The sequence below is a fragment of the uncultured Metabacillus sp. genome, from assembly GCF_947503125.1.
Classification (GTDB): Bacteria; Bacillota; Bacilli; order Bacillales; family Bacillaceae; genus Metabacillus.
In genome coordinates, this window is the sequence record NZ_CANNCR010000089.1 from 1 (window position 1) to 12,218 (window position 12,218).

General features: G+C 37.5%; 11 protein-coding genes. 8 read left to right on the top strand and 3 right to left on the bottom strand.

Annotation, left to right across the window (positions count from 1 at the left end; translation table 11 throughout):
- The first annotated feature begins 85 nt into the window (after positions 1–85).
- Complete coding sequence (gene tenA, locus Q1B07_RS24790; protein ID WP_299094954.1) at positions 86–778, top strand: thiaminase II; 693 nt, start codon at positions 86–88, stop codon at positions 776–778.
- A gap of 326 nt (positions 779–1,104) precedes the next feature.
- Here tenA and Q1B07_RS24795 read toward each other — a convergent pair whose 3' ends face one another.
- Positions 1,105–1,956: a dimethylarginine dimethylaminohydrolase family protein gene (locus Q1B07_RS24795; RefSeq protein ID WP_299094952.1), complete on the bottom strand. Its 852-nt coding sequence runs from the start codon at positions 1,954–1,956 to the stop codon at positions 1,105–1,107.
- Between the two features lie 205 nt (positions 1,957–2,161).
- Here Q1B07_RS24795 and cobA point away from each other — a divergent pair, with 205 nt between their 5' ends.
- Complete coding sequence (gene cobA / locus Q1B07_RS24800) at positions 2,162–2,938, top strand: uroporphyrinogen-III C-methyltransferase (protein WP_299094950.1); 777 nt, start codon at positions 2,162–2,164, stop codon at positions 2,936–2,938.
- A gap of 64 nt (positions 2,939–3,002) precedes the next feature.
- Here cobA and cyoE read toward each other — a convergent pair whose 3' ends face one another.
- Positions 3,003–3,920 carry a heme o synthase gene (gene cyoE, locus Q1B07_RS24805; RefSeq protein ID WP_299094949.1) on the bottom strand — a complete coding sequence of 306 codons (918 nt, stop codon included), beginning with the start codon at positions 3,918–3,920 and terminating at the stop codon, positions 3,003–3,005.
- A gap of 448 nt (positions 3,921–4,368) precedes the next feature.
- Here cyoE and qoxA point away from each other — a divergent pair, with 448 nt between their 5' ends.
- From qoxA to Q1B07_RS24835, 6 genes are all read left to right on the top strand, one after another.
- A complete protein-coding gene (gene qoxA / locus Q1B07_RS24810) occupies positions 4,369–5,364 on the top strand; it encodes a cytochrome aa3 quinol oxidase subunit II (protein ID WP_299094947.1) in 996 nt (331 codons plus the stop codon).
- A 17-nt stretch (positions 5,365–5,381) separates the two neighbouring features.
- Positions 5,382–7,331 (top strand): cytochrome aa3 quinol oxidase subunit I, encoded by a 1,950-nt coding sequence (gene qoxB / locus Q1B07_RS24815; RefSeq protein ID WP_299094944.1) that lies wholly within the window; start codon positions 5,382–5,384, stop codon positions 7,329–7,331.
- Between the two features lie 3 nt (positions 7,332–7,334).
- A complete protein-coding gene (gene qoxC, locus Q1B07_RS24820; protein WP_299094942.1) occupies positions 7,335–7,949 on the top strand; it encodes a cytochrome aa3 quinol oxidase subunit III in 615 nt (204 codons plus the stop codon).
- On the top strand, positions 7,949–8,251 hold the full coding sequence (gene qoxD / locus Q1B07_RS24825) for a cytochrome aa3 quinol oxidase subunit IV (RefSeq protein ID WP_299094940.1): 303 nt from the start codon (positions 7,949–7,951) through the stop codon (positions 8,249–8,251). The genes qoxC and qoxD overlap by 1 nt, the downstream gene beginning before the upstream one ends.
- A gap of 485 nt (positions 8,252–8,736) precedes the next feature.
- Positions 8,737–9,759: a LacI family DNA-binding transcriptional regulator gene (locus Q1B07_RS24830; protein ID WP_299834060.1), complete on the top strand. Its 1,023-nt coding sequence runs from the start codon at positions 8,737–8,739 to the stop codon at positions 9,757–9,759.
- A 44-nt stretch (positions 9,760–9,803) separates the two neighbouring features.
- Complete coding sequence (locus Q1B07_RS24835; RefSeq protein ID WP_299094935.1) at positions 9,804–11,483, top strand: alpha-glucosidase; 1,680 nt, start codon at positions 9,804–9,806, stop codon at positions 11,481–11,483.
- A gap of 545 nt (positions 11,484–12,028) precedes the next feature.
- On the opposite strand, the gene Q1B07_RS24840 is transcribed toward Q1B07_RS24835, so the two are convergent.
- On the bottom strand, positions 12,029–12,218 hold a 190-nt coding region (locus Q1B07_RS24840; RefSeq protein ID WP_299094933.1), incomplete at its 5' end, for a hypothetical protein.

The window sequence follows — 12,218 nt, forward strand, 5'->3', positions numbered from 1 at the left end:
TGAGTCAACTAAATGGTAGTTATGAAATATTGAGAATACACGAGTATTTGGAAGGAAAATTAACTTTATTGAGGGAGGGATTAACATGTCATTTTCTCAGTTGCTGCGCAAAGAAGCGAATGCCATTTGGGAAGCAAGTTTTCATCATCGATTTGTGACAAAGTTGGGGGAAGGAAGCTTAGATTTAAAGTGTTTCCGTTATTATATTCTGCAAGATTCCTATTATTTAAGCCATTTTGCCAGAGTGCAAGCATTAGGAGCAGCGAAAGCAACCGATCTTCAAACGACGAGCCGTATGGCACATCATGCACAGGGTACCTATCAGGCGGAACTTTCTTTACATCGGAACTTTTCCGAAAAATTAGGTATTACTGAAGAAGAAAAAGCTGCTTTTATACCTGCACCGACTGCTTATGCATATACATCGCACTTGTATCGTGCTGCATATGATGGCCATTTAGGGGATATTATTGCAGCGATTTTGCCGTGCTATTGGCTTTATTATGAAATTGGCGAACATTTAAAAGAATCCAAGCCGGAAGAGCCCATTTATCAAGAATGGATTGCGGCCTACGGTTCTGACTGGTTCCGCACTTTAGTAGAGGAACAAATTGCCCGTTTAGATGCCATTGCTGAAACCGTGACAGAAGCGGACAGAGAACGGATGAAACAGCATTTTATTATTAGCAGTCAATATGAATACTCATTTTGGGAGATGGCTTATACATTAGAAAATTGGCCAGTGGATGAAAAGGGGAAAGAACAGTATGCAAACTAGGGTTCCAAAAAGCTTTCAGCGTGGTATTAAAAAAACTCTTCCCACGGTGCTAAAATATTTTTGGTTCGCCAACCTAAAATATCAGCACAAGGAGGAGTTTTAATATCAAAAGACACTAATAGAGTTTAGTACATACGACTTGGAATTTTAAGTATCACATCATGTTTGCACTAAATACAGGAGGCATTTTATCACTGCCCTAGGGTCAGATTGTTGAGAAAGTACGTGTTTTTTTAAACATGTACTTTTTTACACAATTTATTTTTCTTATGGGTAAAAAAATTAATAAGAAGCTTTATCAAGATTATTCATTTTTACGAATTCCCTTACTCCCGAACTAACGGAAGTGTACAGCAGCGAAAAGCTCCTCCGGATTTGATAATTTCGGTAATATCGACCTCGATCACTTGGTAACCGCGCTCTTTAAGCCTTTGATTCACTTGCTTATTTATAGGAAGACTAATGACGCGTTTCTCACCGATCGAGAGGACGTTTGTACCTAATGTTGCTTGTTCCTCTTTTGAAACCTCGATTAAATCATAACGGCTTGCCAAGATTTTTCCTTTTTCAGGCTCAATTTCTCCTGGGAAAATTAAAGCTTCATTTGGAGATAAGATATTAAAGACACAGTCTAAATGTAAATATGTATCGGTGAAAGGGATCGCAATTACTTCGAAAGAAGGCAATAAGCTTTGTAAATGTTTTATAGCCGTTTCATTTGTACGATTACTTATCCCTACATAAATGGTGTTGCGATCAATGATCACATCCCCGCCTTCAATTTTATCACCGATAAGATTGGTGTATGTCATTTCTTCCTTTTCCAGCAAATCCACAAAAGGTCTTTCTTCACCTTTGCGAACATCATGTGCCATTTCTGCCACAAATACTTGATTTCCGAGAGTAAACCCGATATCGCGGGTAAAAACCTGCTCAGGAAATTTTTTTAAAGGGGGCAATAACAGCACTTCAATCCCGTTTTGTTGAAGGGTTTCAACAAATTGTTGATGCTGTTCCATTGCAAGTTTTGTATCAATATTTTCTTTTAAATACTGTTTTTGCGTTTCATTAATTGGTTCTCTAATCGTCATAAATTCAGGTGAACATAAAACAACCCTTTTTAAGGTATCATATTCACTAAAACAAGAAGTTTTTATGTATTCTGGTTTTGTATTCATTTGTATCCTCCAAACAAAAAGCGATTAGTTGTAATATGCCCTTTCTGGCTTTTAATAAAACTTCTTATTTAAGGATAATTTCAAATAAAAATGCAGGATTTCTTTGATATTTTTCCACTTTAGAGTGTTTTTCACTTATAATAGCTTGTAAAGAAATGAACTACATTCAAAATGATCATCAAGGTTATGGAAGAAGGTTGAAGCAGTGAGTATAGGGAAAGTCTATTTAGTTGGAGCTGGTCCTGGTGACCCAAAGCTCATTACTGTGTACGGATTGGAATGCATTCAAAAGGCGGATGTTATTGTATACGATCGTCTGATAAGCAAGGATTTATTAAAGCATGCAAAAAAAGACGCTGAGCTTATTTATTGTGGCAAGCTGCCCGGAAAGCATGAACTCATCCAAGAACAGATTCATGAAGTGTTAGTGGAGAAGGCATTTGCGGGGAAAGAGGTTGTCCGCTTAAAAGGCGGAGATCCTTTTGTGTTTGGCCGCGGTGCCGAAGAGGCAGAGGTGTTAAGAAATAACGGCATCCCTTATGAAGTAATTCCAGGTATTACCTCTGGTATTGCAGCACCTGCTTATGCGGGGATACCAGTCACACATCGAGATTTTGCTTCATCATTTGCGATTGTGACAGGACATGGCCGCGAAGAGAAGAAGACAGACACGATTAATTGGGAAGCATTAGCAAAAGGAATCGATACGATCGCCTTTTATATGGGAATTAAAAATTTACCCTATATTTGCGAGAAGCTAATCGAATACGGCAAAAGTCCTGAAGCCCTAGTGTCGGTTATCCAATGGGGAACAACCCCCTCACAAGTCGCAATTACCGGAACGTTAGCGACAATTGTTGATGAAGTCCAGAAAAATCAAATCACACACCCTGCCATTGTTTTAGTTGGTCAGGTTGCTGAATTGCGCGAGAAAATAAAATGGTTTGAGGATCTTATCGATCACGATAAAGAAGAAATGTAAAATAGCGCTGTTACACAAAAGAGGTTAGACCCCGAAGTTGGGGACTGACCTCTTTTGTTTCTTATTAACCTATAAACGAAATAATCATCATTAATCCGAAAAGAATTGTTAAATGATTTAAGGAAAATACAAACATAAGCGTAGCCCATTTTTCTTCCTTCAGCTTTTTGAAGCCCCAAATTCCAAGCACCATCCAAGCTAGAGTAAGGATAAACATGCTAATGGCAATGATTTTGCTATATGGCCAAAAGATAAAAGAAGCAGCCAGTAATAGAACTAAGTATATAATCGATTGAACTTTTGTCCGGTAAATGCCTTTTACTACAGGGAGCATTGGAACACCAGCTGCCTTGTATTCTTTTAAGCGCCGTATGGCAATTGCATAGAAGTGTGGCGGCTGCCATAAGAACATAAAGGCAAATAGACCTAACGCGACAGGGTGAAAAATATCTGTTGATATGACTGCCCATCCGATTAGTGGAGGCATGGCTCCGGAAAGACATCCGACCTCCGTATTATAAATCGTTGTCCGCTTCGTAAGCATAGTGTAGGCAAATACATAAAAGGCAAAGCCTAAAAAGCCAATAAACGCTGCTAAATAGGAAACAGCTAATAGTAACGCAATACCGATCGCCACAAGGAAGATGCCCAGCCATAATGCAAATTTCGGGTGAATTGATCCATCAACTGTAGGTCTGTCTTGTGTTCGCTTCATAATTGCATCGATATCCCGGTCATAATAATTGTTTATTGCACCGGAACCTCCGACAACGAAGGCCGTTCCAATTAAGGATAGAATAATGACAGGAATCCTTTCAGCAAAGCTTATGTCATACACATAAAGAGCCAGACAAAGTCCTGCAAACATTCCCATTAGATTGGACTTAATAATTCCAGTCTTTATGATCAGTTTTAACACTTTCCATGAAAAATAATGTTTCAAAGAAAATGATTCTTTTACTACCAATTCAGGGTTTTTCACAACCATTCTCCTCTTTATATAAAATAAAAATTTGTACCATATTTTATCTATAAGCATGGCACTTAGCACCGCAATTCGCTTCCGCTTTTCTCATTATGAGCTAAAAGTACTGAAATTGCTTCTCCAAAATTAAAAATACACACTATTGTCATAAAGCTATTGCAATTTCGTAACAGTTTTTTAAAAGTTAAAAAAACGAATATACAATGGTTTATGATTTAAAGCATAAAGGGTACTTTTAATATACCAATCTTTAAATACTTTACCAATATTGTTAACAATCTGTGAAAAAACTTAGTCTAAATTTCGAATGTTGTTCAATAAAGCGGATTCAGCTATTTCGTTTTTTTGAAAATTTGATACTATGTGTAAATGTAAACAATTTGTTATTGTGATGTATCTGATTAATTATGAAACTCTTACTTTTTAGAAAGGAAGGTGAACATAGATGTTCAAAAAGGTAAAACCATTCTTAAGTGTTATGATGGGTTTGTTTTTTGTAACCATCTTGAGCGGCTGTAGTGAATTAGCAATCTTTGATCCGAAAGGGCCGAATGCTGAAACACTACGTGATCTTATTATGTATTCCATTTACTTTATGATCTTTATCATGATTGTCGTTTACGTTTTATTTACCTTTGTTATTGTAAAATATCGTGATCGCAAAAATTTCAATCCAAAGGATCACGAACCTGACATTCATGGCAGTACAAAATTGGAAATTATTTGGACGCTTATTCCGATTGTTATCATTATTGCATTATCGATTCCTACGGTTAAGGTTCTTTATCAATTGGAAGAACCGCCAAAAGAGACTGCTCATAAAGAGCCGATTGTCATTCATGCAACTTCAGTGGATTGGAAATGGATTTTTAGTTATCCAGAGGAAGATATTGAAACAGTTAATTACGTAAATGTTCCAGAAGATCATCCAATACTTTTTAAAATTACTTCTGCCGATTCTATGAGCTCCTTCTGGGTTCCGCAAATAGGCGGTCAGGAATATGGAATGCCTGGAATGGTAAATGACTTATATCTTCAGGCTGATGAACCTGGTGAATATGAAGGAATGAACTCTAACTTTACAGGTCAGGGGATGTCACATCAACAGTTTAACTTCGTTGCCCTGACAGAAGATGAATATCATGATTGGGTACAAGACACACAAGAAAACGCACCTGAATTAACCGAAGAGACATATGAAAAATTAATGCTGCCAGAAACAGTGAATGAAATGACGTTCTCAAATACCCATTTGGATATTGTTGATCATGGGATAGATTCTGGTGAATATGCAATGGAGGTTCGTGAGAAATACGGAGTTGTTATTAATAAACACGGTAACGAAGAATCTCACGGACAAGAAGAAAACGAAGATACTCAAGAAAATCAAGAAGAGAGTGATTCTACAAGCAATGAATCAAGCTCACACCATCACCACTAAGGAAGGAGGAACACCATATGTTCGATTTTATTAAGGATAATTTAATTTTAAATGATCCAATGCTTATTGCAGCTAACATTTCCATTTTGTTAACAGCGATTGGGATCGTGTTTATTTTAACCTACTTTAAAAAGTGGAAATGGCTTTGGACAGAATGGCTAACAACTGTCGATCATAAGAAAATTGGAATCATGTACATTATTGCAGCGGTTGTCATGCTTTTCCGCGGTGGTGTTGATGCATTATTAATGAGGGCGCAATTAACCGTGCCTAATAATGACTTTTTAACATCTCAGCATTATAATGAAATCTTCACAACACACGGTACAATCATGATTATATTCATGGCTATGCCTTTTGTTATGGGATTAATGAACGTTGTCGTTCCTCTGCAAATTGGAGCAAGGGACGTTGCATTCCCATATTTAAATGCACTAAGCTTCTGGTCATTTTTCTTTGGAGCGATTTTATTTAATATTTCCTTCGTTTTTGGTGGTTCACCAGATGCAGGTTGGACGAATTACGCTCCTTTAGCGATTGAAGGAAGCCCGGGACCGGGAATTAACTACTATTTATTAGGCTTGCAGATTTCTGGGATCGGTACACTATTAACGGGAATTAACTTTATTGTTACGATTATCAAAATGCGTGCCCCAGGCATGACACTTATGCGTATGCCAATGTTTACATGGACAACGCTCATTACTGCATTTATTATTGTATTTGCGTTCCCGGTATTAACTGTCACGTTAGCGTTAATGAGTTTTGACCGCTTATTTGGAACTCATTTCTTTACAATGGCGGACGGCGGTATGCCAATGCTTTGGGCAAACTTGTTCTGGATTTGGGGACACCCTGAAGTATATATTGTTATCTTGCCTGCCTTCGGGATTTTCTCTGAGATTATCTCTACGTTTGCAAAGAAAACATTATTCGGTTATAAATCAATGGTTATTTCAATCGTTACGATTTCCTTCCTGAGCTTTTTAGTTTGGGTTCACCACTTCTTTACAATGGGTGGAAGCGCGGCAGTTAACTCTGTCTTCTCAATCACAACGATGGCTATTGCGATTCCAACAGGAATAAAAATCTTTAACTGGTTATTAACTCTTCATAAAGGACGGATTGAATTTACTGTACCAATGCTTTGGTCGGTTGGATTTATCCCTACTTTCTTAATCGGAGGAGTAACAGGTGTTATGCTTGGAATGGCTGCAGCCGATTTCCAATATCATAACAGTTATTTCTTAGTTGCTCACTTCCACTATACGTTAATTGCCGGTACGGTTTTTGCTTGCTTTGCAGGCTTTGTATTCTGGTATCCGAAAATGTTTGGTCATAAATTAAATGAACGACTTGGCAAATGGACATTCTGGTTCTTTACAATTGGTTTCAATGTCTGCTTCTTACCGCAGTTCTTATTAGGATTCGACGGTATGCCAAGACGTATATACACTTACGGACCTGAAGACGGCTGGACTGGATTAAACGTGATTTCTACAATCGGCGGAGTCGGTATGGGTATTGCCTTTATGCTGTTAGTTTATAACGTATATTACAGCTTCCGTTATTCAAAAAGGGAAACTACAGGCGATGTATGGGGCAATGGCCGTACATTAGAGTGGGCTACAACATCAGCGGTTGCACCATTCTATAATTTTGCGGTTGTTCCTGAAGTAAAGGGTCTTGATGCATTCTGGCTTATGAAACAAGAGAAGCAAAAAGGAAAAGTGGAGTATAAGCCAATTCATATGCCTAGTAACGCAGGTACACCATTTGTGATGTCAGCACTTTTCTTTGTTGCCGGCTTCGGATTGGTATTTAAACTATGGTGGATGGCCATTTTAGGCGGAATCGGTGTTCTAGCATGTATGGCACTCCGTTCACTTCGCTCACATAAAGAAGATGAAGGATATTATGTCAGCGTAGAAGAAATCATACAAACGGAACAGAAAAAGGAGGCGTGATTGATGGCAGATGTAAATACTAAACTAAGTCCTGACACGCCCTTAGAATATCAGTCTAGTATCGGCAGACTGAATATATTTGGATTCTGGATTTTCTTGGGCGCTGAAATGGCCTTGTTCGCTACGATCTTTGCAACATTTTTTACACTTGATGGCCACACAGGCGGAGGACCTCTGCCTGCTGAGCTTTTTGATCTAAAGAACACAATGATCATGACAATGCTTTTATTGACAAGTAGTTTTACTTGCGGCTTAGCAATTCATGAAATGAGAAGAAACAACGTTAAATCAATGCTTATTTGGATCTTTATCACATTGTTGTTCGGTCTTGGATTTTTATATATGGAAATCAATGAGTTCATTCATTTGGTACATGAGGGAGCTACTCTTGGTACAAATGCATTCTGGTCTAGTTTCTATCTATTGACTGGAACACATGGACTTCACGTTACAATAGGTATTTTTTGGATATTATTAATCGTATTTCAAGTAACAAAAAGAGGTTTAACACCAGATACTGCTAAAAAGGTATTTATCTCCAGCTTATACTGGCACTTTTTAGACTTTGTATGGATCTTCGTCTTTACAGGTGTTTACCTATTAGGGTTGGTGGGATAATGGCAAATAAAACAAGTAATCAACATCATTTTCCATGGTCACATGTCATTGGTTTCCTCTTTTCGATTGCTTTAACGTTTCTTGCAGTTTGGTTAGGGCTTTATACAGACCTGCCGTTAAATACAGTGATAATCATTGTTTTCTCTCTTGCATTTCTGCAAGCAGCCATTCAGTTATTTATGTTCATGCACGTATCTGAAGGAGCAAGCGGCGGTTGGCAAGTCGGTAAAATGATTTCTGCAGCGTTTATCGCTTTAGTTATTGTTGTAGGTACTGTTTGGGTCATGACCTCCATGCACTAATGTAAAAAACCCGAGTATAGATCATAACGGTCTTTATTCGGGTTTTTTATGTACAATTATTAATATATAAGATTTGTTTTTTACCATTTTGTTGATTCAGCCTCATTAACAAAAGGGTTTAATATAATAAATAAATGCGAGAGTTTCAGTTGTTGGAGTTTTACTCTCGTTTAAGAGTAAGATGAATAAAATTCAACATTGTACAAATAAATGATTTATGATATATTTTAAATAAAGTTGCGCAAACGATTTCGCAAAAATATTTTGAAGGAAGACCAGCAGTGTAAATGTTGATTTTTAACGAGTGAAAAGAAAATTTTTTACGCATAAGTGCAAACGTTTTCCCTGTGTGTGATTTTAGCTTAAATTGTTCAATATGTTTTATCATATAAAAAAGTATCCTTCAATGGAAGCAGGAAAAGGTGTTGTAAATAAGGAAGGAAACATATAACTCAAAAGAGTAAACATTTTTTAAGGAGGCAGCTATGATCGTAACAATAAAAGATGTAGCAAAAAAAGCAAATGTTGCACCTTCAACGGTGTCCAGAGTTATTGCAAATAGTCCTCGTATTAGTGAACAGACAAAGAAACGTGTGCGGGAGGTAATGGAGGAATTAGGGTATCATCCAAATTTTCAAGCTAGAAGCTTAGCTGCTAAAAGCACACAAGCAATTGGTGTCATTATGCCAAATTCTGCTTATCATGCTTTCCAGAATCCATTTTTCCCTGAAGTATTGCGAGGGATCAGTAAAAATGCTCATGCCAATAAGTATGGGATCTACTTATCGACTGGCTCAACAGAGAATGAGATTTATGCTGAGGTTATGTCAATGGTACAAGGTAGACGTGTTGATGGGATTATTCTCCTATACTCACGTATTAATGATAAAGCAATGAAGTTTTTACAGGAAACAAACTTCCCTTTTTCTGTTGTCGGCAGACCTTATGGAAATGAAGAACGGATCACATATGTGGACAATGATAATATTTATATTACAAAACAAATAACCAATTATTTAATTGAACTTGGTCACCGAACGATCGCTTTTGTTGGTGGAAGTTCTGACTTTGTTGTAACCATCGATCGGTTAAATGGTTATAAGCTTGCACTGGCTGAGGCAGGCATTCCATTTAATGAGGACTATCTTGTTCATGAGGAATTTATTAAGGAAAACGGGAGAATAGCGATTGAATCGCTAATGTCATTAAAAAATCCCCCGACTGCACTTGTCACGCAAGATGATTTAATCGCGTATGAAATGATTAGTCATTTAGAGGATATGAATATTAAAGTCCCTGATGATATTTCTATTGTCAGCTTTAATAATTTAATGTTATCTGAGCATTCAAAACCGCCATTAACTTCGATTGATATAAGCATTTATCAACTTGGCTTTGAAGCAACAAATTGTTTGCTTGAAAAAATAAAAATGCCTGAAACCTTGCCAAAACGAATCACGATTCCGACAAAGTTTATAGAACGAAAGTCGTGCAAAAGCAAAAAGTAAGGCTAGACGAAACATTTGACTACATTAAAGTGAGGGGTAACAACATGAAGAAACTATGGTGGAAAGAGGCTGTCGCTTATCAAGTATATCCAAGAAGTTTTATGGATTCAAATGGTGATGGTATCGGCGATCTTCAAGGTATGATTTCAAAATTGGATTATATTAAGGAGCTGGGAATTGATGTCATATGGATCTGTCCAATGTACAAATCCCCAAATGATGATAATGGCTATGATATTAGTGATTACCAAGATATACTTGATGAGTTTGGAACAATGGCAGACTTTGATCAATTACTAGAGGAAGTACATAAACGAGGGATGAAGCTTATTATTGATCTGGTCATTAATCATACGAGTGATGAGCATCCTTGGTTTATTGAATCCCGTTCCTCTAAAAATAACCCTAAGCGTGATTGGTATATTTGGCGTGATGGAAAGAACGGCCGGGAACCAAATAACTGGGAAAGCATTTTTGGCGGATCTGCCTGGCAATATGATAAAAAAACAGAGCAATATTATCTGCATATTTTTTCAACAAAACAGCCTGATTTAAACTGGGAAAATCCAGATGTACGCAATTCCTTGTACGAAATGATCAATTGGTGGCTTGATAAGGGAATTGACGGCTTCCGTGTTGACGCGATTAGTCATATTAATAAAGAAGCAGGCTTAAAGGATATGCCAAATGAAAAGGGCCTAAAATATGTACCATCTTTTGATAAGCATATGAATGTAGAGGGAATTCATCAATACCTGAAGGAACTGAAGGACAAAACTTTTTCGAAATATGACATTATGACTGTTGGTGAAGCAAACGGTGTGAAGGCTGACAACGAGGAAGACCTTGACGAGTGGGTAGGAGAAGAAAACGGTAAGTTCAATATGGTTTTCCAATTCGAACACTTGTCTTTATGGGATGCAAGTGAAAAGAAACAGCTGGATATTATTGAGTTAAAAAATGTATTAACAAAATGGCAAAAGGGCCTTGAAAATAAAGGCTGGAATGCGTTGTTTATTGAAAACCATGATCAGCCGCGAAGAGTGTCTACATGGGGGAATGATACGGAATACTGGTATGAAAGTGCAACAGCACTTGGGGCGATGTATTTCTTTATGCAAGGTACACCGTTTATTTACCAAGGTCAGGAGATTGGTATGACGAATGTCAAATTCGCGAATATAGAGCAATATAATGATGTCGCAACAAAAAATCTCTATCATTTCAATTGTGTAGAAGGCATAGCACATGAAGAGATCATGAAAGTCATTTGGGCTTCAAGCCGCGATAATTCAAGAACCCCGATGCAATGGTCATCTGAACCAAATGCTGGATTTACAACAGGAACACCATGGCTTGGTGTAAATGAAAACTACAAGGAAATCAATGTTGAAAAACAATTGGCGGATGAAACCTCTGTGCTTCATTTCTATAAAAAAATGATTCAATTAAAGAAGAATCATGAAGTATTTACGTACGGGATCTATGACCTTATTCTTGAAGATCATCAGCAAATCTATGCCTATACCCGTACACTGGATGATGACAAGGTTGTCGTATTTACAAATCTATCTGCTGAGCCAGCTACATGGGAAAAAGCACTGGATTTTACTCTTTGCTCAAATGATTTATTATTAGCCAATTATCATGTGAAAGATCATGAGGCTATAAAAAAATTAACATTAAAACCATTTGAAGCACGCGTTTACCGTATTGAACAATAAATGTTTTTGAAGGAGGTATATCACTTTTTTGGTGTATGCCTTTATTTTTACACTTTAAGAAAGCATAAATTGTCAGCAAAGATGAAAGTTCGACGTAGAGGACAATGTTGAGTTTAAAGTATAAGGGAAACTAGGCAATCGTCGGCGCCTTAAGGCTTGGCGCTAACCAAGTTTCCTTTATAAAAAAGGTGAAATTCAATTGTGAAAATTAACACAATTAGTTTATCTAAGTGCAAATTTTCTAAAAATAATGAGGATCCTCTTGACAGTTTGTCAAATACTAGGCATAATAATAAAAAATCGGAGAACGTTTACGGAGGATCAGTAAGCGGGACTTTTCGTAATAGAGAGTGAAGTTTATAAGCTGGAAGACTTCATAACGTTAAAGCCGCCGAACCTATCTCCCGAGTCCTATGCAAACATAGGCGTCCCCTCACGTTACGAGGCAAAGCGGGATGTGAATTCTCACATTCAATCAAGGTGGTACCACGGAAGCAAGCTCTTTTCGTCCTTATTTATAGGGATGAAAAGGGCTTTTTTTAGTATCATTGGCAGAGGGAATCATCTTGAGGAGTGGAGATTTGTGATAGAGTGGCTGAAAAGAAGGTAGCGGCGCTGAAAAAAGAGGCAGATCCGCTGATAAAATGGGGAAGTTGCTGATAAATCGGAAAACTCGCCGATAAAGTGAGCAAAACCGCCGATAAATCGGAAAACTCGCCGATAAAGTGAGCAAAA

Bases quoted from the DNA above. Each gene is read 5' to 3' on its own strand.
- tenA (WP_299094954.1), top strand. From the start codon at position 86: ATGTCATTTTCTCAGTTGCTGCGCAAAGAAGCGAATGCCATTTGGGAA.
- Q1B07_RS24795 (WP_299094952.1), bottom strand. From the start codon at position 1,956: ATGAATACAAAACCAGAATACATAAAAACTTCTTGTTTTAGTGAATAT.
- qoxA (WP_299094947.1), top strand. From the start codon at position 4,369: ATGTTCAAAAAGGTAAAACCATTCTTAAGTGTTATGATGGGTTTGTTT.
- qoxB (WP_299094944.1), top strand. From the start codon at position 5,382: ATGTTCGATTTTATTAAGGATAATTTAATTTTAAATGATCCAATGCTT.
- qoxC (WP_299094942.1), top strand. From the start codon at position 7,335: ATGGCAGATGTAAATACTAAACTAAGTCCTGACACGCCCTTAGAATAT.
- qoxD (WP_299094940.1), top strand. From the start codon at position 7,949: ATGGCAAATAAAACAAGTAATCAACATCATTTTCCATGGTCACATGTC.
- Q1B07_RS24830 (WP_299834060.1), top strand. From the start codon at position 8,737: ATGATCGTAACAATAAAAGATGTAGCAAAAAAAGCAAATGTTGCACCT.
- Q1B07_RS24835 (WP_299094935.1), top strand. From the start codon at position 9,804: ATGAAGAAACTATGGTGGAAAGAGGCTGTCGCTTATCAAGTATATCCA.